Here is a 21,483-nt window from a genome sequence, read left to right as displayed (position 1 = left end):
CTAGTACCCGGAATCAGAGTTGATTGATACGGCGGCCCTTGAAACGGCGTTGACGGATCTTTTTCTTGGTCCAGACGAAGGGCTCGGCTTTGTCGTTGTAGGCGTTGACGTAGGCATCGATGTGTTCCTGAAGCTGCTTGAGGCTTGTGAAGGAGGTGCCGCTGAGCGACTGCCCCTGCAGGATTGAGAACCATACCTCGATCTGGTTGAGCCAGGACGCACTCGTCGGTGTGAAATGGAATTGCACATTGGGATGGGCCTTGAGCCAGCTCTCATTCTTCTTGTGGGTGTTGAGGTTGTCGAGGATGACGTGAAGCTTTCGGCCCGGAAAGGCCGCGGTGAGGCTGTTCATGAAATCGAGAAACTCGACACGGCGACGGCGTTTTGAATGCGTAGCGATGATCTTTCCGGTGGCGACTTCGAGCGCTGCAAACAATGTCGTGGTGCCATGCCGCTTGTAATCGTGGCTCTGGCCGGTCAAGGCGCGGCCATTGGGCAACTTCAGATAGCCCTGCGCTCGCTCCAAAGCCTGGATCGAGGGCTTCTCGTCCACGCAGAGCACAATAGCCTTCGCCGGCGGGGCGACGTAAAGGCCAACGACATCGGCGGCTTTGGCCGTAAAGTTCGGGTCGTTGCTCTCACACCAGGACTTGCGAGCCGCGAGGTCAATCTTGTGGCTGCGCAGGAACCGCCAGACATATTGGACGTCAACATCGCCTAGCGCCTCGGCCAGCAGAGGGCCGGTCCAGCGCGCAAACCCTTGCGGGGGCGGCTTATCCAGCAGCTTCAGAATCCGCTTGTCGGTCGTCTTCGTATAGATCGGCTGCTTGCCGGGCCGCGGCTTGTCTTGCAGCCCTTCAAGGCCTTGGTCGGCATAGCGATGCCGCCAAACGCTGACAATCCGCGGCTGGACCCCAACTTCCTTGGCGATCGACCGGGTGCTGCGCCCGTCCGCCGCTAACAGGACTATCCGCGCCCGCTTCAAATCGCGCTGCAATGTCATCGGTGAGCGACAACACGCCTCAAGCACCTTGCGATCTTTCCTCGAAAGGCGGACTTCTCTTGCTTCGGGTATCATCCCGACCTTGAATCACGACTCACGTTCCAAGAAAAGCGGGTACTAGAACCCGTAAAGCCGGGCAGGGTTCTCCACCAGGATCGTGCGACGGATCTCCGCGTCGGGCACCCACTTGGCAAACAGATTGAGGAGATGCCCGGTGTCGACCGGGAGGTTGGGGGCGAGATCCGTGTTGGATCGACCAGCGACGGGGGGCGAGTCAACGTGTGGCCAACCCGAGCCCCATAGCAGCCGTTCCGGGTTTGCCGCCAGAAGCGCCCGGACCACGGGTACGAGGTTGTCGTAATCGGGAGCTTTCCTGGAGAGTCGATATGGTTCTGCGAGCTTGACATAGGCGCGCCCCGATTTGACCAGCGAAAGCACCGCCTCGAAGCCGGGCTGCCGCACGCCACCGGCAACCCATCCGAAGTAGCCGAGAACAAGGGGCACAGGGCACGCGGCGAGTTGCGGCGCGAGAGCTGCGACGACATCAGGGGGCGCCGCGATGTCGAGGTGCCATCCTCGCGTGTTAGCAAGGTCGACTGCGGCCTGGAGAGATTTTGCTGCGGCCTCCGGACGGAAGACCCCGGCGCCGCCGAGGAACAGCCGAATGCCGGCGATGCCACCCTTCATCATTGAATCGAGCCTTTCCGACGAGACAGTCTCGTCGACCAAGGCAACGCCGCGCGCGCGATCTCGCCCGAGCTTCTCGATGGCCGCGAGAGTTACCGAATTGTCATTGCCATAGATGGTCGGGGTGACGATGACCACACGGTCGATATTCAGGAATTTCAGCATTTCAACCAAGTCATCGGCGGTCGCGGCGGGAGGGGTGTAGTCCCTGTCTGGCGACATGGGGAATTCCGCGGGCTCACCAATGACATGGACGTGCGCGTCGCAGGCGCCGCGCGGGAGATCGAAGGCGACTGTTGTGTTCAGCTTTGGGCCGGCGGCAGAAACCCGCTTCAAGTTGGCCACCGAGACGCATAAAGCGCTTGCCGTCTTGAATAGCGCCCGACGTGTCAGCATGGATCTCCAAGGCCTCGTCGGTTTCTTTACGCGGCGTCCCGCAGCATTCCGGAAATGGCCGTCACTGTCCGTGCCACCGACCGATACTCAGGTCCCACAGCGCAGACCGCAGAGGGGAAGCGCCAAGCGACCAAAGGGGCGCCGATCCGAGGATCATGCGTCCGGTCGTCGTGCTCGTGTCAATCGGCGTACCGAGAATGCGAAGGCCGGCGCCCTTGCGGCCCAGCCGCTCGATGACCGCCAGCACCCCTCGGGTCGAACGCGCTACGCGATAGGGTTTCGTGATCGCTATCACGTCCCCTTTCCGAGCCGACTCGATCGCGCGCTCCAACTCCGGCATCTTCCCGAAGACGCTGGCCTTCTCGCAAAAATACTCCTGCGCGCCAATCGCGGCCAGATGGCGCTTCTGAGCGTCAAGTCGCTCGATGGGTTCGAGTGGACCAATGCGACAATAGCCCACGATCATGGACATTCCCCCTGGCAACCACGTACGAAAAAACAGTTTTGAAATACGTGTCGTTTTGAAAGGTAGTTCAGGACAGTCTCTCACGGCAACTACCTTGGGCCAGTCTACCTCCCTGCAACTTTGGGATCATGGGTTGTCTGCGGTTATTCTGGGGTCCCTCACAGGAGCCTTAAACTAGCGGACACAGGTCAGGCAAAGTTATGGGGTCAAGAGCTTGGACGGAAATCAATAACGACCGCCGTCACGCTTTTGCTGCGTGATCCATTCCGACAAGGTTTTCGGTGCCGATCGTGAAGTCCGACTTGGTGATGCCTTGGGATTGTCACGGACGCCCTTTGCCGAACTGGTTCGCAGAATCTGCACCTCCGCCTCCATCGCGCCCCTCGCGGCAGCGGTCGCTCTCTCTGCGGCTTCCTTCTCGCGACGCAGCTGTTTCAACCGCGCCATCTTGTCGCGTTCTGCTTCTGCCTGGGGGCTTTCGAGCGGTCTATGTTGAGCAAGCTCGGCCGAGACCTGGATCCCGATGATGGTTGTCTCGCCGAGCGCCTTGCAGGCTTCAAGCCGATGCAGTCCCTCGACCAGAACGAAGCGGCCTTCGTCGGGCCGAACGAGAACGGGGCTCTGTTGTCCGATCTCCAGAATGCTTGCCGCGATCTCCTCGACGACCTCGGGCTTGATCGCCTTCTTCCTTTTCACGGGAACGTAAATCTTCTCGATTGGGAAGCTTTCCGGTTTGGCCATAGCCTGTACTCCGCCTCTATACGGCCGGTCGGAAACGCATGCCGGTGAGGCGTGATTTTAAGGATGAAGCGCTCGATCGCAAAGGTATTTTCGAGGCGCCGGGTATTGATCGGTATCCAAGCCGGGACCAAGCTGGCCGTGGTTGCCCGTCGTGCGCCTGCAGTGAGGATGTGCCATGCTTCTTGTTTCCATCGAAGATCGCGGCGCGGTTCGTGTCATCACCTATGCCAACGCCCCGTTCGGCACCATGACGGCCGCCGGCTCGGCCGAGATGTTCGGTGCAGTCGCGACTGCAAGCGAAGACCCGTCGGTGCGGGTCATTGTCATCACAGGGGGCATACCCGGGATATTCATCCGTCACTACGACGTCGGGGAACTCTCCGACGCCGCAGATGCGATTGAGCGCGGAGCCCCGCGTGCGCCGTCGCCGCCTGGTCCTCGACCGCCAGGTTTCCACGCGCTCACGGACATGATTGCAGCCGTCGAGAAGCCGGTCATCGCGGCGATCAATGGCCTGTGCATGGGCGGAGGATTCGAGCTTTCGCTGGCATGCGATTTGCGCATCGCGGGCAATGACGTGACCGCCATAGGTCTGCCGGAAACGCGTCTTGGCATCTTTCCAGGTGGCGGCGGCACGCAGCGCCTGCCGAGGATCATCGGGGAGGCGAGGGCGCTCGAGATGGTCCTGCGGGGCCTGACCGTGACGGGACCGCGTGCCCACGAAATCGGGATTGTGCACGAGGTCGTTGCTGACCCGCTCGTGCGCGCCCTGGAGATCGGCGCTGAACTGTCGAGCCGAGGGGCCGAGGGCCTGGCGTCGGCCAAGCGTCTCACTCGGACAGCCCTCGACCGTCCTCTGGCCGAAGGCTTGGCCGACGAGCGCAAGAGTTTTGCAGCCGTGATGAGGACAGCTTCGGCCCGTGACGGCTTGCGGGTCGGCCGCCCGCCGGCGGAAATCCAGAAGGTCTGACGTCACCGCTGCTGGGGCGGGCACGCGTCGGAGGTCTTGGGCCAGCAAGCTCAAAGTTTCGCGATACCTGGGAAGAATAGATAACAAGCGACACCAATGAGCACGAGATAGACAAGCAGCACGAAGGTCCACCCCATGTTATGTCGAATCACCGCGCCTTCGTCGCGGACAAACCGGGTCGTCGAGACGCCGACACTAGCAGTTTGCGGCGCAACTGGTTTGCCGATTTCGGCCCCAACCGAATTGAGAGTTGGCAGAATCAGCGGCGGGAAGCCCAGCAGTTGACCGACCAACGCCTGGAACTTGCCGAACATGGCGTTGGTGGAGGTGTTGCTGCCGGACAGTGCCACTCCGATCCAGCCCAAAATGGGCGCCACCACAATGAACGCGACTCCGATCTCGGAGAAAGCTTTGGCAAGCGAGCCTGCCATGCCGGAGTAGTTGTAGACATACGCAAGCCCGAAAATGAACACGCCGACCAGGCAGGCGCCCCACATTTGCTGCCAGGTCTTTTTCCAGATCTCAGCGAGTTGCCGGCCATCGATGCGCAAGAGCAGCGCGATGACAATCCAGGAGGCGAGGATCGCGGTCCCTCCGACGCCGGGCTTGAAATCGAATGCAGCCGAAACTGTAGCGCCCTGCGTAACCGAGGACTGCGCAGTCACGGCGGCGTGGAGCCAGTTGATTGTCGGCAGCTTTGACCAGGGACCTGTCCATGCGACAACCACGACCACCAGCACGATAATCGGTAACCAGGCTTGGAAGATCTCGCCTCCGGTAAGGTCGGGGTCGGCGTGAGCTTTCGCCAGTTCGCCTTCCGGCACCACCCTGCCACCATAGCCGAGCACACGTTGGGGGCGCCAAAACCTGAGCAGGACGAGCAGGGCGCCGAAACAGACGATCGCGCCGGTCACATCGGGAAGGTAAGGTCCAAGATAGACAGCGACCGGGAATTGGCCCGCGATGTAGCCGACGGAGCCAACGATCGCGAGCGGCCAACCGTCTCGGAAGCCGTCCTTGCCGGTAACGAGATAGATGAGAATCCAAGGTGGCAATAGAGCGAGAATAGCCACGATATGGCCAACCGTAGCTGACAGCGCCATCAATGGGTAACCAGTAACGGCTGCAAGAGCGATAATGGGGGCGCCGAGCGCTCCATAGGAAACTGGCGCATTGTTCGCGATCGCTGCCACGCGCACGGCGTCGAGGTCGGGTATTCCGAGCGTGATCAGTATGGGTGCCACAAACGCCCACGGATAGCCAAAGCCGACGAGCCCTTCGAGCAGCGCGCCCAGTGCCCAAGCGAAAAGCATGGTCTGTACGCGCACGTCCGCAGTGCCCTGGGAGATCAGCCATCGGCGAAATTTGTCGAAGGTGCCGGTCAGCACCAGCGTGTTGAACAGCATTACCCCCCAGAAGGTAATCCAGTCGACGTTCCAGACGCCGGTCGCCGAACCGAAAATATAGGCGCGTACGCCATCGCCGAACGGCATTTTCCAGACCCACAATCCAAGAAGGAACGTGACGATGGAGCCGATCAGCACGGCGAGCCAAGCTGTCATACGGAAGACGGCGAGCAGAACCAATAAGAGGACGACCGGGATTAGCGCCACTAACCAGGTGACGAACAGGTTTCCCGTTGGATTGAGAATTTGCGAAAACATCGAAGGGACTCCTCGATAGATCCCAACGGGCTCCGCGCTCCAGGCAGTAAGGGCGCGCTCTCACTCCGGCCCAATTCGTCGTTCGAACAGAGACGGATCGACGCTCCGCCCATGCAGCTTCCACAGTTCGCCTTCGTGTGAACTGTTGATGCAAGTTTAAGTTCCTGATGGGCTCGACCTCAGGACCGGGCAATGATGTCTGGAGCTGGCGAGCACGACATTTGCGCATGCTGTGCTTTGTGCTGTACCGCTGGCTTTGAATGCGCACCGACCCAGCTATTTCAACGAGTTAGGAGGTCGGTTCACAATCGGAAATCTTTGGGTGTCGTCCATAAGCTATTGTAATGATTGGCGTTTCTGATGTGTGCCCATGATGGATTGGAGCGAGCGCTTAAGTGTTTCAATTGGTTGGAAGGTCACGTGTGCACCGGGAGATCTGGGAAAATCTCGCTACAGCCAACTTAAGCGGGCCTTCAAAGGTGAGCAGGGGCGTTCAAACGCCGCCGGGCGAGCTAACGCGGACGTGCTGATTTCGCGCCCCACATGCAGAGGCTAGATGGCTCAAAGCCGAACTGCCGCGGCCGATGGGTTTCCTCGTCCTCGATTTCGTCTACTCCGACGGAATATTCGAACACCATGCCATCGGGACCCTGAAAATAGAGAAAGCGCGCGCCGGATGTTGGGTGACGACCCGGACCGAAAACGATTGGAACGCGCTGGCCCGACAAATGATAGTACGAGCGCAGCACGTCGTCGTTGCTCTCGACCTGGTGGTTGATGTGATGCACGCCGGGCCCACGGCCAGGGGCCAGCGCCACGGTGTGATGGATCGCGTTGACTCGCATGAGCGCGATGTCCCCGATGCGATCGCTGACGCGGGCGTTGCAGACCTGAGTCCAGAATTGCTCATCGCGTATGGGGTCGGTCGTGAACAGGCCCACATGGCTGAAGCCGGTGATCCCGGCATCGCGGGTCGCAAAATATCGCCTGCCACTGCGCTCGGGCCGCACGACGAGCTCGATCTGGTTGCCGGTCGGATCCTTGAACGCGATGAAGGCCTTGACCTTGCGGAGCGCGCATTCGCCCGGTGTGCCGGCATGGACGGCATGGCCGAGCGCATCGAGCGTTGCGCCGGCGACGTTGAGCTTGTCCGCATCGTCGACTTCAAAGGCGACGGTCTGGTCCTGCGGATCGCCCTCGAAATAGCAGAGCGTGTGCGCCCGATCGTCGGAACGCAGATAGAGCGCTTGCTTCGCCTGCTCGCCGACCTGCAGGCCGAGGCTTCTGGTGGCAAAGCTCCGCGCGTCCTCGAGGTTTGAGGCGCCGAGCCGTACATAGGCGAGATCGCGCAGTTCAATCATGTGGCGTCTCCATTCTCTTTGGCTTCGTCAGTCGCCGGCTGGCCGCAGTTCGGGAATGCCCTTGCATTGGCTGCCCCACTCGCACAGCGAGGAGGGATGAGCCGAGAATTGCCGGGGACGATGACCGGGTTCGGTGTCCTTGATCCCGTGCGTGTAGGAAAAGACGTATCCTTCAGGCCCCTCGAACCTGAGGAAGATTTGTCCGGACGCCGGCTCGCGTCCGGGGCCGTGCAGTATCTTGATCTGGCGTTCCTGCACGAAATAGTGGCCCTGCATGATCGCATCCAGGCTCTCGACGCCGTAGCTGATATAGAGGATGCCGGGCCGATCGGATGGATAGAGGGCAATGCGGTGATGCTTCTGGTCGACCCTGAGATAAGCGACGTCGCCGGCCCAATCGCTGATGCGCGCACCGAGAATCGAGGTCCAGAATTTCTGGTCGTCCTTCGGCTTGACGCTGCGTAGCCCCACGCCCTCCAGACCGGTGATGCCGGCGTCGCGGCTAGGAAAATAGCGGCGCCCGCTTTGCGAGGGCCGCAGCACCAGGTCGATCTCGTTGCCGCTGGCATCCTGCACAATTAGTGCATCCCGGACGAACCGTTGCTTGCACTCGTCGGGGCTTCCTCGACGTGCGGTGAAGCCGTCGTTTCGTAGCGCGTGCTCGACGCGTTCGAGCACCGCTTCGTCGGAAACCTCGATGCCGATTGAGCACGAGTCCGCTGCCGGTATCAGCGACAGCGTGTGATAGCGATCGTCCGATCGGAAGAGTAGAGCCTGTTTGTCGGGCACTGGTTGTAAGCCCAGAATGTCGGTGGCGAACGCTGCTGCCGGTTGCGGCTCGCGGACGGCCAATCTAACGTAGCAGAGCCCGATCAGGGAGCGTTGTAGCACCCTCTCGGATAAACTTTGACCCGTCATGTCCGCTTTCTCGACTGCTTGGGCATCGAATTCTCGATGTGCTGCCGCACGATCTGGCGCCAGACACCGAGCAGCCGTGAGAAGTGCTCGGGATCGTTCTCGATCAGCATTCTGACCGAGAAGCCGCGGACCACGCTCAGCGTCAAAGCGAGCACGTCCTTGGCGAGCTGTTCCGGAATTCCGGACGAAATCAGCGTGTCGAGCCAGGTCGCCTCGATCGAGAAGCGCGTCTGCCGGGCGAATTGCCGGGTCTCGCGCTTGATCTGCCGGGTGCTGTCATCGCTCATCGCGATGGCGAGCTCGATGAAGAAATAGTCGCCGAAGAAGAAGTCCTCTGCGTCTTTGATGATGCTGTCGATCGGATCGCCGCCGTCATGTCGCGCCGACTGCGCGCGGCGCATACTCTGGGTGAAGGTGATCTCGTTGACATAGGCAAGCACGGCCACGACAAGCTCGTGCTTGCTTGGGAAATGATGCATCAAGGCGCCGCGCGAAACGCCAGCAAGGTCGGCGACCTCGATCGTCCGCAGCCCGACATAGCCGTTGCGGCGAATGAGCTTGACCGCGGCGTCCATCAGTTGCTTGCGCGTGGTTTCGCTGCGCTCCGCCTGGGTTCGTCGCGGCGCGTATTTCGGCTCAGCTGTGCTGTCCCGGCGCGATCTCAGCTTCTGTCGGGTTGCGGGCCCGCGCGATGCCGGGGCGCTACGGCGGGAGGAGGGCTTTGGTTCGTCAGAATTCGACATAGACGCTGTCTTCTATCACCTTGACCGGGAAGGTCTTCAACGGAACCGTACACGGCATGCCGGTCGGCGCGCCGCTGGTGACATCGAATGTACCAAAATGCCAAGGGCATTCGACGATATTTCCGGTCAGGATACCTTCTTCGGACAATGAAGCCTCGCCATGCGTGCAGAGATCGGCCGTGGCGTAGATCGTGCCGCCGACATTGTAGACCGCAAGGTTAGTGCCATCGGGCATCGTCGCGGGACGGATCTCGCCCTCCGGAAAGTCCTGGACCGGACCGATGAGAATGCCGTTGATCGTGGTCGTCATAGCATTGTGCTTCCGCCATTGACGCTGATGACCTGTCCCGTGACGAACGAGGCTTCCTTCGAAGCCAGATAGCACACCATCGATGCCACCTCGTCCATCTCGGCCGGGCGCCCCATCGGCACCACGTCGACAAAGCGCTGCAACGCCTTCGGCGCCTTGAGGGTGATCTGCTTGACCTGGGGCGTTTCGACGATGCAGGGAGCAACGACATTCACGGTGATGCCGTCCTTGGCGAATTCACGCGCCAGTCCGGTCGCCATTGCATGGACGCCGCCTTTGGCGGCGTTGTAGGCCGCGTGATCCCAGAGACCGTTGCGGACCGAATCCGCTCCGATATTGACGATGCGACCGTAGCCGCGGGCCTTCATGACCTTGACGGCGTGCCAGGTGCACCACAGCGCCGTCCAGAGATTACGATCGATCGTGGTCCGCAGCGTATCAGGCGTGTGGTCTAGAAACGGCTTGATGATCCCGCCGCCTGCGTTGTTGACTAGGATATCGAGCGCACCGAAATTGTCGACCGCCGACTTGATGACGCTGCCCGCAACGTCCTCCCGCGAGAGATCGCCGGCCTTCACGACCGGACGCTTGGCGCCGCTTGCGGCGATCTCGTCGGCAACCGCACCGAGGCGGCCCTCGTCAATGTCGGATACCACGAGGTTGGCGCCGGCATCGGCAAAATGGCGGGCGATGACGGCGCCGATGCCGCTGGCGGCGCCAGTCACCACGACTGTCTGTCCGTCGAAACGAGAACCCATCTGATTGATCCGTCAGAGCACGATGCTGATGCGGCCGCTCGGCCGCAGCCCTTCGCCGCCGAGCAGGCAGCGCTTTTCGCGGATTCGGAAGCCATCGTCTCGCAGCGCCAGGCGATACTTGTTCGTCCCGAAGTATAGATCGGTGACGCCGTCCTTGGTCCGCAGCGTCTGGAACACTGAGGTGACGTCGATCTCGTCCGCATGCCGTGCGTGAATCCGAACGTTGCCGACGATTCGGCTCGTCTTCGAATGTGGAAATTCGGCATGCGCGGTGCGCTTCATCAGCCGCTTGACGCGCTCGCCAAGCCGCATGCGATCGTCGGCGATGTAGAACAGATTGGTATCCGACGACGCATCCGTGGGCAGGTCCGTGCAGGGAACTTCGTACCTGGCATCCTCGGTAAAGAGCGTCAGCCATTCGGGCAATCGCCATTGATCGAGCAGCTCGGCCTCGTTGAACAGGAAGTCTTCGACGTCGGTTCGGGTTACGGATTGCATCTCGTTCTCCTAGGCCGCGACGCTCTTGATGCCGGACGCAGGCGCGGGGAACATCTGCTTGTTCCACTGGGTCCAGAACGCACGCATCTGGAGCTCGTCGTCGTGATGGGGCTTTTCCTTGCCCATTCCCTTCGAGATGTCGTTCCACAGGGCTTCCTTGGAGTTCTCGAAGCCGCGTTGGCAGTGCTCCAGCGCTTCGGCGTCGTCGGGCGTGGCAAAGCCGCCGGGGCCAAGAAACTCGAGGAAATTGTTGAGGCGATATTTTCGCGCCCACGCCGATTCGTCGTTTGGCGCCAACGCCCAGGCATTGATGACCATGTAGTCGGGAGCCATTGGAAAGTAGGTGCGGACAGTCAATGCCATGATGTCGTTGACGACAAGATTTGGGAAAATGAAAAGGTTGCGGTTCTTGCGCGCGATCCGCTCGGCGCGTGCCTCGCCATGTCGCTGGACGAGATTGTCATAGATCCGTTCAATCTCGGACTTGCCTGCTTCTCCCCAGCCGGGAATCCACTGCGCGACTGGACGCCCCCACGGCGCACCGTATTCAAGCACCGCGTGGCCATTGCCGAGATCGTAGCCATAACCTCCGCCGCCCATTCCGGTGGCGAGATTGTCCGTCGAGCTCATCAGGATATCGAAGTAGGTCGCGTGGGTGGTCGCGGCATGATAGCCGTCGATGCTGTTTTCGGTGAGCAGCTTCCAGTTCGCCCGGATCGAATATTCCTGGCTGCCTGCGACGATCGACATTCCGGCGTCGGTCTGATCGCAGATCACGTCGAGGTATTCCTTCGCGCCGGCGAGGTAGTCGACAAGCGGCATTATGTTGCCGTCGAACGAGATGAAGTTGAAATCGCGATAGGTCTCGAACCGCGGCACTGGCTGCATGTTCGAGGTGTCGCGACCCTTGAACCCCTCGGGGTAAGAGGCTTCGCCCGGCTGGCTACGCAACTTGCCGTCAGCGCCGAACACCCAGCCATGGTAGAAGCACTGGAACGATTTGGCGTTGCCCTTGCGCTCGCGGCACACTTGGGCGCCGCGATGCGGGCAGGTGTTTAGCAGGGCGCGCAGTTGCCCCTTGCTGTCGCGGGTGAACAATATGCCGCGGCCGGCAACCTTGCGGGTGACAAAGTCGCCGGGCTTGGGGAGTTCGGACGAATGTCCAAGGTACAGCCACGAGCGGTCGAAGATTTTCTCCTTCTCGGCCTTGAATATCTCGGGGTCGACGAAGTTGCGTCGCGCAACTTTGAAAATGCGCTGTGCCGGATTGACGAGCAGTGCGGGCTGCGGATGTTCTGCGTTCATTGCGGTTTCCTCTATCCCTAGGCGGCGAGTAAGCGCTTGAGTTCGAGTGCGGGATTCTCGAGTTCGCTTTTTCGAACAGGCTTGCATGAGGCGACGAGCCGGCGCAGCACCGCCATGTCTCGTGCCGAATTGACGGTGATGCCGCCGACGACTTCGCCGTCGCGGACACTGATGGTGACGAAGCGCCCGGCGCCGACGTCGCCCCTGACGATCTCCTCGCCACCGGCCGGATTTCCGACGACCTGGATGTTGGCGTCGTACTGGTCGGACCAGAACCAGGACGGGGCATCATAGGCAGTCGCGAGGTTCGTCATCGATTTTGCGGTGGCGATGGCCTGGTTCTGCGCGTTGGCCCAGTTCTCGATGCGCATCCAGCGGTCGTGGCTCCGGCTCCATTGCTCGGCGACATCGCCAGCGGCGAAGATGCCATCGGCATGGGTGGCTCCGCTCGAGGCGACGCGGATGCCATGCTGGGAATCGAGGCCCAGTTGTTGGGCGAGCTCAGTGACCGGCTCGACGCCGACGCCGGCCAATGCGAGATCGGCCGGGACGAAGCTGCCGTCGTCGAGTTCCAGTCCGCGCGATGTCGATCGCTTCGCCACGGCGTCGCACACAATCTTCGCGCCCTTCGACGCATGGAGCCGATGGAGATATTGGCCGAGCGATCCGGAGCCGATCTGAGACAGCAAGCCTTTGGCCTTCTCGATGATGGTGACCTGGCATCCGCGACCGATCGCGGCGGAGGCGACCTCGAGGCCGACGACCCCGCCGCCGATCAGCGCAATCCGTCGCCCGGGCTGCAACTCCTGGCGCAGCGCCAGCGCGTCGTTCATGCAACGGAGGTAGCGGACGGGGAGTGGGCCATTGTCGAGCTCGGGCAGGCGACGCACACGCGTCCCGGTCGTGAGCAGCAGCCGGTCGAATGCGAGCTCTTCTCCGTTGGCGAGGCCGACAACGCGCCGCTGCAGATCGGCTGCAACGACACGGGACGAGGTGTGCAATGCGACATCGAGGTCGCTCCACTGCTGGTGCTGCAGGACCAGCACCGGATTGGAAACGCGGTCGATCAAAATGGCTTTCGACAGTTGCGGGCGTTCGTAGGGAGGGTGCTCTTCCTCGCCGATCAGGCTGACCGGGCCGCGGTGTCCGGCAGCGCGCAGGGCCTCGGCGGCGCGGGCGCCCGCCTGTCCGGCTCCAACGATCACGATGCGCGCTTGCTGCGGATCCAACGTCATTCGCTCCCTTGGCCGCTCTCTTGGCGGCTCCCTCAGCACGGCATTTCCGCTCGCCGCCGCCGTGACGCTCAGAGGCGTCTTGACAGCAAAGATAAAAACAATCATTCCTGTTTGTAAAGTGAAATTCTGTGACGCGCAACGGCGCGGGCTGGGATCACGACAAGAAGCTCGCAAGAGAGCGACAGGGAGAGCGCGTTGGGCACTGTGATCGACATTCACACGCATGTTGTGCCTGCGCGGCTGACCGCAGACCCGAAGCGGGACGCGCGCTGGCCGAGCGTCGAGCTTTCGGCGGGCGATCAGGCGATGGTGATGATCGCGGGCAAGGTATTCCGGAAGATCGATACACGATCATGGGATGTCGAGCGGCGGCTCGCAGACATGGTCGAAGACGGCACCGACATGCAGGTGCTCTCGCCGATGCCGGAGTTGCTGTCGCATTGGTTGCCGCCTGATGACGCCGACTATCTAGCGGACGTCATGAACGACCAGATCGCGGGCATGATCGCGCAGGCGCCCGGCAATTTCGCCGGTATCGGCATGGTGTGCATGCAGGATGTGCCACGTGCCGTCCGGCAACTGGATAAACTCAAGGCGCGTGGCTTTGCTGGCATCGAGATCGGGACGCACATCAACGGCGTGGCGCTCGGAAGCGAGGGGCTGTTTCCGGTCTATGAGGCCGCCCAGTCGCTCGATCTCGGCATATTCGTGCATCCGCTGCACCCGGCCGGCATGGAGCGCCTCGGCGGCAGCCCGGAATTCGCCGCGACAGCGGTGTTTCCGCTCGAAACCGCGCTCGCGTCGGTGTCGCTGCTCGCCGCCGGTGTGCCCGAAAGATTTCCCCGGCTGCGTGTCTTGCTCAGCCATGGCGGCGGGGCGCTGCCATGGATTCTGCCGCGAATGGATTTCGGCTGGTCGCTCGGCGCCAGGGGCAAGATGACACGGGCGCCGTCAAACCTTGCACGGCAGTTCTGGTACGACTCGATCCTTTATGATCCGCTGTCGCTGTCGTTCCTCGGCAACGCGGTGGGCGAGGGCCGCATCGTCGTCGGATCCGATTATCCCTTCACGATCCGGCAGAAGCAGCCGGGCGCGTTCGCCAGACGCGCGCTGAGAAGTGATGCCGTTCTCGCCGAGAATTCCTTCGGCTTCCTTGGCCGGCGTTACCACGTCGCGCCGCTGCAGGTCGCGCAGGCGCCAGCGAAGAGCGAACAGTCGGGGTCATCCCATGGCTGATTGTCGCTCCCTGCCGCAGATGTGCCTGCTCGGTCCGATCCCGCCGCGAACACCCAGCCGCAGCGATGCGCAGGTGCCCTCCGACACGGAGAGGGGAGCCAGCAAATACGGTCGCATTCCCTTCGTCTATTTCTACCAGGATGGCGCGGCGGCCGATCCCGCTTTCGGCCTGCTCGACATCGAGATCGCAATCCAGCGCCGCGGTCCGGAAGACTTCGTATGCGAAGTCTATGCCATCGGGGACGGCTATCAGAGCGGACATGGCGCGAGCACGCCCGGGCCGCTGCTGTTCGAATTCCGCGGCCGCGGCCGCACCATCGTGAAGGCTGAATGGCGCTACCCGACTGTTCTCAGCGGTCACATGGATGCATTGACGTTCTCAACACCACTTGCGCTCAGCGACGACCAGTTCGGCCTGCTTGACAGCGTCCTGCTGCCGCCGGCACGCGCCGAGGTCACGGTTTGCCTGGAGTGAGCGCGATGCTCGACAGGATAATCGTGGTCGGCGAGCGTCGCGTTGCACGCCAAGACTTGCTCGAGCAGGGCAGCCGCGCTGCCACCGCGCTCGAGGCGATCGGCGTCCGCGAAGGCGATGCGATCGCGTTGCTGATCCGGAACGATCCCTGCTATTTCGAGGTGTTGCATGCAGCTGCGCTGCTCGGTGCGTATGTCGTACCGCACAGTAAGCCCGGCGAGATCGCCTACAATCTGGCAGATTGCACGCCGCGGGCCCTGATCGGGCATCGCGACCTGATCGCAGCGGGTAAACGCGTCATTCCCGCCGATCTACCGACCTTAATCGTCGACGATGCGGCCGCGACGACGCCGTTGCCGCCCCACGCGCAGGATTGGTCGGCGTTTCGCGACAGGGCTGTGCGATGGGAACAGCCGCCGCGCGCGCCGCGGGGCACGATGATCTACACCTCGGGCACCACGGGACATCCGAAGGGTGTTCGACGCGCGCCAATGTCACCCGAGCAGATCAAGAAGAACGCGGCGCTGCTTCGCGAGATCTACGGCATCGAACCCGGCATGCGGGCCTTTGTCTGCGGTCCGTTCTACCACGCATCGCCCGGCGCCTTTGCGCGGCAGGCCTTCCAGCATGCCGACCTCACGGTGTTGCAGCAGAATTTCGATCCGGAGGATCTGCTGCGGGTCATCGCCGAGCACCGGATCACGCATCTGACGATGGTACCGACCATGTTCGTGCGCCTGCTGCGGCTCAGCGACGCCGTTCGCGATCGCTACGACCTGTCTTCGATCCGCTGGGTGACGCACGCCGGTGCGGCTTGTCCGCCCGACGTGAAGCGCGGGATGATCGAATGGTGGGGGCCGGTGATCCACGAGACGTATGGCGCGACGGAAACCGGCGCTGCGGTCGGCTGCAGCACCGAGGAGTGGCTCGCGCATCCCGGCACGGTCGGTCGGCCGATGACAGGCACCGAGCTCAGGATCTACGACGAGGCCGGGCTAGAAGTCGCGCCCGGCGGCATCGGCGAGATCTACCTGCGTACGGAGGCCTATTCGGACTTCACCTACCATGGCCGTCCGGAGCAGCGTGAACAGGTCGATCGTGCCGGCCTCGTGACCTGCGGTGATGTTGGCTATCTCGACGCGGACGGCTTTCTCTACATCTGCGATCGCAAACGCGACATGGTCATTTCGGGTGGGGTCAACATCTACCCCGCTGAGATCGAGAATGTCCTGGTCAATTGTCCCGGCGTGCGCGACTGCGCTGTGTTCGGCGTACCCGATGCGGAGTTCGGCGAAAGCCTGATCGCGGCGATCGAGGCGGAGCCGGACGCAGAGCCCGCGCCGGCCGATGTCACGGCGTTCCTCGAGCAGCGCCTCGCGCGCTTCAAGGTGCCGAAGCGCTTCGTCTTCCACGACACCCTGCCACGGGAGGCGAGCGGCAAGATTTTCAAGCGGAAGCTGCGCGACCACTACCTTCAGTCCGGTGTCCCGCCGGCCTGAACGATCATTGCCATCAACAGGAGATCAAGCGTGGATCTGAGTGACAAGTTCATCGACGTGGCGGGAACCCGCGCGCGCTATCATGATGTCGGGCAGGGAGAACCAATAATCCTGATCCATGGTGGCGGACCGGGCGCATCGGGCCTGAGCAATTACCGCAAGAATGTCGAGCCGCTGGCGGCCAGCCGCCGCGTCATCGTCGTCGATCTGCCCGGGTTCGGCGAGACCGAGGGCAAGCTGCAGGACGGGCCGATCTTCGAGGCCATGGGCGAATTCGTCCGCAGCTTCATGGATGCGATCGGGGTCCGGAAGGCGAGCTTCGTCGGCAACTCGCTGGGTGGCGCTACCGCGCTGATGGTCGCCTTACGTGCCCCGGAGCGGGTCAACCGTCTGGTGCTGATGGGCACGGGTGGCAGCCAGGCTATCTTCACGCCAATGCCGACCGAAGGCCTGCGCCGCATGGCGGTGTTCCACGGCGGCGACGGCCCTTCGATGCAGAAGCTGAAAGGCGTCATCGAGCTTCTGGTGTTCGATTCCAGAGCGATCACCGATGCGTTGCTCGAGGAGCGGCTGAAGGCTGCGATGCGCAAGGACGTCATCGACATCTTCAAGCGGCCGCCGCTCGACATCTGGCGTGAGAATCTCGCCGCGCTGAAGCACAAGACGCTGATCGTCTGGGGACGCGACGATCGCGTGGTTCCGCTCGATTCCGCCTTCATCCTGCTGAAGACCATGCCGAACGCCGAGCTTCACGTCTATCCCAAATGCGGCCACTGGGCGCAATGGGAGAAGGCCGACGAGTTCAACGCGCTGGTCGCCGCCTTCCTGGATCGGCCATGAACACGCTCGTCGACAGGCTCGCAACGCGCCTCCAGGAGGCGGAGTCGGCCCGGCGGCCGATCGACCCGATCGCCGGCGAGATCGACAGCGGCAACCTCGAGACCGCCTATGCGGTGCAGTCCGAGGTGACCCGGCGCGGTATCGCTGATGGCAGACGGCTGGTCGGCCGGAAGATCGGCCTTACTTCGAAAGCCGTGCAGCAGCAGCTCGGGGTCGATCAGCCTGACTATGGTGCGCTGTTCGCGGACATGGAGGTTTCGACCGGCGAGGCCATCGATGTCACGCGGCTGATCCAGCCGCGTGTCGAGGCCGAAATCGCGCTTGTTCTCGACCGCGATCTCTCCGGTGAGGACATCACGCTTGGCGAACTGATGCGATCGACCGCCTATGCCGTTGCTGCGCTCGAGATCGTCGACAGCCGGATACGGGACTGGAAGATCAGCATTCTCGATACCGTCGCGGATAACGGCTCGAGCGCCCGCTACGTGCTCGGCGCAGCGCCGCGGCGATTGACCGACGTCGACCTTGAGGCCTGCGGCATGACGATGACGCGCAACGGAACGATCGTATCGGTCGGCTGTGGCTCGGCCTGCCTTGGTCATCCCTTGCGTGCCGGGCTCTGGCTCGCAAGGACGATGGCACGCGCCGGCCAACCCCTGCGAGGTGGCGATGTCGTGCTGACGGGCGCGCTTGGCCCGGTCTCACCGGTGTCAGTCGGCGAAGTCTACGAGGCGAGAGTCTCCGGTTTCGGGCCTGTCAGCGTGACCTTCACGTAGTCGCCCGGATCAGGACGCATCAAGAGCCGCTTCAGAGCTTCAAATCACCAACAATCGATAATAGGGAGGATTGAGCATGACGTTGATTTCGCGAAGATCGGCCGTTGCGGGGCTGGGAGCGAGCGCGCTCGCGTTCGGAAGCGCGTCAGGGGTGCGCGCTGCAAACTATGGACCCGGCGTCACTGATACCGAGATCAAGCTCGGGACCACTGCACCTTACAGCGGCCCCGCGTCCGGATACGGCGTCTACGGGCAGGCGCAGACAGCCTATTTTCAGATGATCAACGACAATGGCGGCATCAACGGCAGAAGGGTCAACCTGATCTCGCTCGACAACGCGTTCTCGCCGCCGAAGGCGGTCGAGCAGACCCGAAAGCTGGTGGAATCGGAGGAGGTGTTCGCGATCGCCGGCTTCCTCGGCACGGCGGCGAATGCGGCAGTGATGAAATATCTCAACGCCAAGAAGGTACCGAACCTGTTCCTGACCTCGGGCGCCGAGCGCTTCAACGACCCCAAGGAATTTCCCTGGATCGTGCCGTTCTATCCGATCTATGTCGCGCAGGGAGCCGCGCTGGGGGCGCATATCCTGAGCGAGAAGCCGGAAGCAAAGATCGCGGTTCAGTATGTCAATGACGATCTCGGCAAGGACTTTCTTCGTGGCCTGAAGAAAGGGCTCGGCAGCAAGGGCGGTGCTATCGTAAAGGAAATCAGCCACGAGATCGCGGAGCCTACGATCGACAACCAAGTCGCCGACTGCAAAGGGGCGGGCGCGGATGTCTTCGTGCAGTTGACCTATTCCAAATTTGCGGCTCAGGGCATCCGCAAGGTGGCGGCGCTGGGCTGGAAACCGCTCCACGTCGTCAATTCGAACTGCAGCTCGATCGGAGGGACGCTGGCGCCGGCGGGGCTCGATAATGCGAAAGGGCTTGTCTCGGCGTGGTGGGAAGTCATAGCGACCGATCCGCGCCAGCAGTCCAAGCCTCGCGTCACGGCCTATGTCGAATTCATGAAGAAATACATGCCGTCCGTCAGCATCGACGACAACACCGCAACGCCCGGCTACAACAACGCCTACATGATCGCGCAGGTTTTGAGGCGATGTGGCGACGAACTCACGCGCGAAAATCTGCTGAAGCATGCAACGTCTCTGAAGGACGAGCAGCCGCCGCTATTTCTGGATGGCATCAAGGTCAGCAACTCTCCAACCGACTATCGCGCCGTCCACAACCTTCAAATCACCCGCTTTGACGGCGCCAACTGGGTGCCGGTGGGGAACATGGTTGATCTCGACGGCATTGCGTCGTGAACTCGGTCCTCGAGTGATGGGGCTGATAGGCAACCCGCCCAACGCCAACATCTGAGGGCGCGACATCGTCTCGCGAGTTGACGGATTACTCGTCCCCGGAGGCACCGAAGCTGGTGGCGGCCCTACGCCACCGCCTGCCGCTTTTTCCGGGTCTTCGAGCGCTGCGTTCCTTCCTCCTCGTCCTCGCTACTGTCGGCGACCGTGCCGTCCGACATCGCGAGGAGGTTATGCTTCATGGCGAGGGCAGCGGCGCTGACGCCGGACGATCGCCGCAAGTGGGAGAGAGACCTGCTTACCAGGTATCTCGAGCGCTTTGCTGAGCTGACCGATGTCAAACCGGACTTCGACGAGTGCTTCCGCAACTATCGGCAACAAATCGTGCACGCGCTGCTGATGTGGACGATTACGCTCTGTCACTCGCCGTTGCTGCCCAATATGCAGCCCGAGGATACGACTCTGACAATGATCGAAAGGATGTCAACGGCAATGGCCGATTTGGATTGGTTAAAGGAGTGATGTCCTGCGAGCGTTGGCCGGCCGCAGCCTCGATGCAAATTCGGCGCGAGCAACTCGGCTTCAGTATTCCGGCTCGCGGTTCTTGCCGGTCTTGAAGATCTCTCCGTGAGCCAGTCGTTCATCGTCCACTGACGTGTTGGATTATCCGCGCCGAAAATGGATCCGGGCATATCGTGGAGCGGGCAGGTCTTCACGAGCTCTCAGTGTTCGGTCGATTGCGGGGGCTACCCAATCTGTAGTCGAGGCAAAAATCGGCATCCGGAGGTTTGAGGCGCTCCCCGCTAATCTCGCCTTGCGGTGCAAGCTCTAACCTTCAGGTAATGATTGCCGTTGGCGGCCGAAGGAATCTCGGGTCGCAGAGGTCGCCACCATTTCAGTCAGGAAAGCGGCTGCGTCTCCGAGAAGACATCAACGATCTTGTTGGTCATGCCGTTCACGATCAGCACCTGGTTCTTCATCTTCAGGTACATGTAGTCACGCAGCTCAGGCATTTGCGAGAGAACCGGCGTCGGCAACGATTGGGCCTTAACTCCCTTTGGAATCCTGGCGCCAACAGCAGGGGTAAAGTCCTTGGCGGATTTCGTGGCTGCCAGCCGGAATTCCACCTCGTTGTGTTCGGTCAGCACGGCCTTGCGAATCTGCTCGCGCTGAGAGTTTGAGAGGTTGAGTTTCGGTAACGATGGATTCTGCGACACCTTGGTGCCGTTGCTCAGTTCGACCGCGCCTTGTGCATTCTGTTGCGCCGACGAAAGCGCGGTGCCGCCGAGAATGATTGCCAGTGCGGCGACGATGGTGGGGCTCCTCATGGGCTTCATCCTTCTGCGGATGCTCCGCCCTGGAAGTTAACGGAGAGATTTTTCCTCCGTTCCTGACGAGCTTTCGCTGCACGAGCATTTCACCCGCGGTCGGCTCCGGTTCCAGATCGGGAACCAGCGAACGCTTAGCTCAATATCGCGAGAGCTGTGAGGCGGTTCACATCGTGGTGTCCTGCTTGGCGCTAATCAGAGCACTGCAGGATATCGCTGCACGACATTTCTGGATTTCAAAGCAGGAGATTTCGCATGAAGCTGCTGATCATTGTTTCTCTCACCGCCGGCGTTGGTCTACTTGCTGCTCTGACCGCCATCCCGCGATCACACTCCGGCTCGACGACCGGGCGTGCCGGTACAGCAAGCACGTCGACATTGCATGACATGCAAAGCGCCCGCAGCATGGACAATTTGCCGGCCGGGGACTTCGAGGATCGATCATTGGTGTATCCGAGGGAAACCAAGCGCTGATTGGAAACGACGCACGGCAAGCTTTATGGGCCCCAAAGGGCAGCCGGGACGAACTGATCGCCCGCCAGCAGACCAAGCGATTGCAGTTCACCTCGATGAGCGTCTATTTCAAGAATAGCGAGGAGAAGCGCCAGCACGATCGAGGTAAAGATGAGCGCAGGCGACGTCTTGGCGGGCGCACCCTCACGGTGTGGCGAAATCGCGTTGCGAAGCAATCGCCATAGAGAAATGAGATGCAGATACGTTTTTGGTCGTATTTGCATGACGTCATCCTTGACGTGTCACAAGCGAGCATAGGATCAGGCTATATCCGATTCAAGCTGACAACGGCCGTCGCGGCATTGGGTAGCAGATGCGCTTCACCTTCCGCGATGCAGCATTGAACCGGGCAACTGCCGCCATCGTTGATGAGAGTAAGCGCGTGCGAATGACAGACGGAACCGCCACGAGCCTGAGCATGGCTGCCGCTCTGCTGGCGATTCATGTCGTGTCGGCGCAAG

At 61.7% G+C, this 21,483-nt stretch carries 24 protein-coding genes; 9 read left to right on the top strand and 15 right to left on the bottom strand.

All coding sequences use genetic code 11. The features are described 5' to 3' along the window. Window positions 1–13 precede the first annotated feature (13 nt). The 4 genes from AS156_RS28235 to AS156_RS28220 all read right to left on the bottom strand — a co-directional run bounded on the left by AS156_RS28235 (window position 14) and on the right by AS156_RS28220 (window position 3,293). Window positions 14–1,078: an IS630 family transposase gene (locus tag AS156_RS28235; protein WP_066503481.1), complete on the bottom strand. Its 1,065-nt coding sequence runs from the start codon at window positions 1,076–1,078 to the stop codon at window positions 14–16. Window positions 1,079–1,120: 42 nt separating this feature from the next. Next, window positions 1,121–2,086: an amidohydrolase family protein gene (locus AS156_RS28230; protein WP_066511499.1), complete on the bottom strand. Its 966-nt coding sequence runs from the start codon at window positions 2,084–2,086 to the stop codon at window positions 1,121–1,123. A gap of 61 nt (window positions 2,087–2,147) precedes the next feature. Further along, window positions 2,148–2,552, bottom strand: coding sequence for a recombinase family protein (locus tag AS156_RS28225; RefSeq protein WP_160331154.1), 405 nt, complete (start codon window positions 2,550–2,552; stop codon window positions 2,148–2,150). A gap of 225 nt (window positions 2,553–2,777) precedes the next feature. Then, window positions 2,778–3,293: a ParB N-terminal domain-containing protein gene (locus AS156_RS28220; RefSeq protein ID WP_066511492.1), complete on the bottom strand. Its 516-nt coding sequence runs from the start codon at window positions 3,291–3,293 to the stop codon at window positions 2,778–2,780. Between the two features lie 175 nt (window positions 3,294–3,468). Between AS156_RS28220 and AS156_RS28215 the strand changes: the two genes are divergently transcribed. Continuing rightward, on the top strand, window positions 3,469–4,263 hold the full coding sequence (locus AS156_RS28215) for an enoyl-CoA hydratase/isomerase family protein (protein ID WP_066511490.1): 795 nt from the start codon (window positions 3,469–3,471) through the stop codon (window positions 4,261–4,263). 50 nt (window positions 4,264–4,313) lie between these two features. Here AS156_RS28215 and AS156_RS28210 read toward each other — a convergent pair whose 3' ends face one another. From AS156_RS28210 to AS156_RS28170, 9 genes are all read right to left on the bottom strand, one after another. After that, window positions 4,314–5,927: an L-lactate permease gene (locus AS156_RS28210; protein WP_066511489.1), complete on the bottom strand. Its 1,614-nt coding sequence runs from the start codon at window positions 5,925–5,927 to the stop codon at window positions 4,314–4,316. Window positions 5,928–6,439: 512 nt separating this feature from the next. Continuing rightward, window positions 6,440–7,288, bottom strand: a complete 849-nt coding sequence (locus AS156_RS28205) for a VOC family protein (protein ID WP_066511488.1) — start codon at window positions 7,286–7,288, stop codon at window positions 6,440–6,442. A 27-nt stretch (window positions 7,289–7,315) separates the two neighbouring features. Further along, window positions 7,316–8,077 (bottom strand): VOC family protein, encoded by a 762-nt coding sequence (locus AS156_RS28200; RefSeq protein ID WP_160331153.1) that lies wholly within the window; start codon window positions 8,075–8,077, stop codon window positions 7,316–7,318. A gap of 125 nt (window positions 8,078–8,202) precedes the next feature. Further along, window positions 8,203–8,781, bottom strand: a complete 579-nt coding sequence (locus AS156_RS28195; RefSeq protein ID WP_066511484.1) for a TetR/AcrR family transcriptional regulator — start codon at window positions 8,779–8,781, stop codon at window positions 8,203–8,205. Between the two features lie 154 nt (window positions 8,782–8,935). Beyond that, window positions 8,936–9,259 (bottom strand): non-heme iron oxygenase ferredoxin subunit, encoded by a 324-nt coding sequence (locus tag AS156_RS28190; RefSeq protein WP_066511482.1) that lies wholly within the window; start codon window positions 9,257–9,259, stop codon window positions 8,936–8,938. Beyond that, window positions 9,256–10,017, bottom strand: a complete 762-nt coding sequence (locus tag AS156_RS28185; RefSeq protein ID WP_066511480.1) for an SDR family NAD(P)-dependent oxidoreductase — start codon at window positions 10,015–10,017, stop codon at window positions 9,256–9,258. Before AS156_RS28185 ends, AS156_RS28190 begins: the two co-directional genes overlap by 4 nt. Before the next feature lie 12 nt (window positions 10,018–10,029). After that, entirely contained in the window at window positions 10,030–10,515 is a 486-nt protein-coding gene (locus AS156_RS28180; RefSeq protein WP_066511475.1) for an aromatic-ring-hydroxylating dioxygenase subunit beta, read from the bottom strand. Window positions 10,516–10,524: 9 nt separating this feature from the next. Then, window positions 10,525–11,820, bottom strand: coding sequence for an aromatic ring-hydroxylating oxygenase subunit alpha (locus tag AS156_RS28175; RefSeq protein ID WP_066511472.1), 1,296 nt, complete (start codon window positions 11,818–11,820; stop codon window positions 10,525–10,527). Between the two features lie 17 nt (window positions 11,821–11,837). Next, complete coding sequence (locus AS156_RS28170) at window positions 11,838–13,049, bottom strand: NAD(P)/FAD-dependent oxidoreductase (RefSeq protein ID WP_066511470.1); 1,212 nt, start codon at window positions 13,047–13,049, stop codon at window positions 11,838–11,840. A gap of 210 nt (window positions 13,050–13,259) precedes the next feature. On the opposite strand from AS156_RS28170, the gene AS156_RS28165 reads away from it, so the two are divergent. The 7 genes from AS156_RS28165 (at window position 13,260) to AS156_RS28135 (ending at window position 19,703) form a co-directional block, all read left to right on the top strand. Next, window positions 13,260–14,291: an amidohydrolase family protein gene (locus tag AS156_RS28165; RefSeq protein ID WP_245313105.1), complete on the top strand. Its 1,032-nt coding sequence runs from the start codon at window positions 13,260–13,262 to the stop codon at window positions 14,289–14,291. Continuing rightward, window positions 14,284–14,766 (top strand): hypothetical protein, encoded by a 483-nt coding sequence (locus AS156_RS28160; protein ID WP_136626468.1) that lies wholly within the window; start codon window positions 14,284–14,286, stop codon window positions 14,764–14,766. The genes AS156_RS28165 and AS156_RS28160 overlap by 8 nt, the downstream gene beginning before the upstream one ends. Before the next feature lie 5 nt (window positions 14,767–14,771). Continuing rightward, complete coding sequence (locus tag AS156_RS28155; RefSeq protein WP_347336651.1) at window positions 14,772–16,265, top strand: AMP-binding protein; 1,494 nt, start codon at window positions 14,772–14,774, stop codon at window positions 16,263–16,265. Window positions 16,266–16,295: 30 nt separating this feature from the next. After that, on the top strand, window positions 16,296–17,105 hold the full coding sequence (locus AS156_RS28150) for an alpha/beta fold hydrolase (RefSeq protein WP_136626467.1): 810 nt from the start codon (window positions 16,296–16,298) through the stop codon (window positions 17,103–17,105). Further along, window positions 17,102–17,881 (top strand): 2-keto-4-pentenoate hydratase, encoded by a 780-nt coding sequence (locus AS156_RS28145; protein WP_066511463.1) that lies wholly within the window; start codon window positions 17,102–17,104, stop codon window positions 17,879–17,881. The genes AS156_RS28150 and AS156_RS28145 overlap by 4 nt, the downstream gene beginning before the upstream one ends. A gap of 76 nt (window positions 17,882–17,957) precedes the next feature. Further along, window positions 17,958–19,187 (top strand): ABC transporter substrate-binding protein, encoded by a 1,230-nt coding sequence (locus tag AS156_RS28140; RefSeq protein ID WP_066511457.1) that lies wholly within the window; start codon window positions 17,958–17,960, stop codon window positions 19,185–19,187. 234 nt (window positions 19,188–19,421) lie between these two features. Continuing rightward, entirely contained in the window at window positions 19,422–19,703 is a 282-nt protein-coding gene (locus AS156_RS28135) for a hypothetical protein (protein ID WP_066511456.1), read from the top strand. A gap of 377 nt (window positions 19,704–20,080) precedes the next feature. Here the strand turns inward: AS156_RS28135 and AS156_RS28130 are convergent, their stop codons facing one another. Further along, window positions 20,081–20,509: a hypothetical protein gene (locus tag AS156_RS28130; RefSeq protein WP_066511455.1), complete on the bottom strand. Its 429-nt coding sequence runs from the start codon at window positions 20,507–20,509 to the stop codon at window positions 20,081–20,083. 255 nt (window positions 20,510–20,764) lie between these two features. Here AS156_RS28130 and AS156_RS28125 point away from each other — a divergent pair, with 255 nt between their 5' ends. Then, complete coding sequence (locus AS156_RS28125; protein WP_066511452.1) at window positions 20,765–20,983, top strand: hypothetical protein; 219 nt, start codon at window positions 20,765–20,767, stop codon at window positions 20,981–20,983. Between the two features lie 23 nt (window positions 20,984–21,006). On the opposite strand, the gene AS156_RS28120 is transcribed toward AS156_RS28125, so the two are convergent. Then, window positions 21,007–21,246 (bottom strand): hypothetical protein, encoded by a 240-nt coding sequence (locus AS156_RS28120; RefSeq protein ID WP_066511449.1) that lies wholly within the window; start codon window positions 21,244–21,246, stop codon window positions 21,007–21,009. Window positions 21,247–21,483 lie beyond the last annotated feature (237 nt).

It is taken from the genome of Bradyrhizobium macuxiense, assembly GCF_001542415.1.
GTDB classification, from domain to species: domain Bacteria; phylum Pseudomonadota; class Alphaproteobacteria; order Rhizobiales; family Xanthobacteraceae; genus Bradyrhizobium; species Bradyrhizobium macuxiense.
The sequence above is the reverse complement of the archived record's forward strand: the minus strand, read 5'-3'. Positions and strand labels throughout refer to the sequence as shown.

What these genes read in the sequence shown, in the direction of transcription:
- AS156_RS28155 (WP_347336651.1), top strand. Translation starts at nt 14,772, where the DNA reads ATGCTCGACAGGATAATCGTGGTCGGCGAGCGTCGCGTTGCACGCCAA.
- AS156_RS28185 (WP_066511480.1), bottom strand. Translation starts at nt 10,017, where the DNA reads ATGGGTTCTCGTTTCGACGGACAGACAGTCGTGGTGACTGGCGCCGCC.
- AS156_RS28180 (WP_066511475.1), bottom strand. Translation starts at nt 10,515, where the DNA reads ATGCAATCCGTAACCCGAACCGACGTCGAAGACTTCCTGTTCAACGAG.
- AS156_RS28145 (WP_066511463.1), top strand. Translation starts at nt 17,102, where the DNA reads ATGAACACGCTCGTCGACAGGCTCGCAACGCGCCTCCAGGAGGCGGAG.
- AS156_RS28230 (WP_066511499.1), bottom strand. Translation starts at nt 2,086, where the DNA reads ATGCTGACACGTCGGGCGCTATTCAAGACGGCAAGCGCTTTATGCGTC.
- AS156_RS28235 (WP_066503481.1), bottom strand. Translation starts at nt 1,078, where the DNA reads ATGATACCCGAAGCAAGAGAAGTCCGCCTTTCGAGGAAAGATCGCAAG.
- AS156_RS28160 (WP_136626468.1), top strand. Translation starts at nt 14,284, where the DNA reads ATGGCTGATTGTCGCTCCCTGCCGCAGATGTGCCTGCTCGGTCCGATC.
- AS156_RS28175 (WP_066511472.1), bottom strand. Translation starts at nt 11,820, where the DNA reads ATGAACGCAGAACATCCGCAGCCCGCACTGCTCGTCAATCCGGCACAG.
- AS156_RS28220 (WP_066511492.1), bottom strand. Translation starts at nt 3,293, where the DNA reads ATGGCCAAACCGGAAAGCTTCCCAATCGAGAAGATTTACGTTCCCGTG.
- AS156_RS28135 (WP_066511456.1), top strand. Translation starts at nt 19,422, where the DNA reads ATGGCGAGGGCAGCGGCGCTGACGCCGGACGATCGCCGCAAGTGGGAG.
- AS156_RS28225 (WP_160331154.1), bottom strand. Translation starts at nt 2,552, where the DNA reads ATGATCGTGGGCTATTGTCGCATTGGTCCACTCGAACCCATCGAGCGA.
- AS156_RS28120 (WP_066511449.1), bottom strand. Translation starts at nt 21,246, where the DNA reads ATGCAAATACGACCAAAAACGTATCTGCATCTCATTTCTCTATGGCGA.
- AS156_RS28130 (WP_066511455.1), bottom strand. Translation starts at nt 20,509, where the DNA reads ATGAGGAGCCCCACCATCGTCGCCGCACTGGCAATCATTCTCGGCGGC.
- AS156_RS28205 (WP_066511488.1), bottom strand. Translation starts at nt 7,288, where the DNA reads ATGATTGAACTGCGCGATCTCGCCTATGTACGGCTCGGCGCCTCAAAC.
- AS156_RS28195 (WP_066511484.1), bottom strand. Translation starts at nt 8,781, where the DNA reads ATGGACGCCGCGGTCAAGCTCATTCGCCGCAACGGCTATGTCGGGCTG.
- AS156_RS28140 (WP_066511457.1), top strand. Translation starts at nt 17,958, where the DNA reads ATGACGTTGATTTCGCGAAGATCGGCCGTTGCGGGGCTGGGAGCGAGC.
- AS156_RS28210 (WP_066511489.1), bottom strand. Translation starts at nt 5,927, where the DNA reads ATGTTTTCGCAAATTCTCAATCCAACGGGAAACCTGTTCGTCACCTGG.
- AS156_RS28215 (WP_066511490.1), top strand. Translation starts at nt 3,469, where the DNA reads ATGCTTCTTGTTTCCATCGAAGATCGCGGCGCGGTTCGTGTCATCACC.
- AS156_RS28125 (WP_066511452.1), top strand. Translation starts at nt 20,765, where the DNA reads ATGAAGCTGCTGATCATTGTTTCTCTCACCGCCGGCGTTGGTCTACTT.
- AS156_RS28190 (WP_066511482.1), bottom strand. Translation starts at nt 9,259, where the DNA reads ATGACGACCACGATCAACGGCATTCTCATCGGTCCGGTCCAGGACTTT.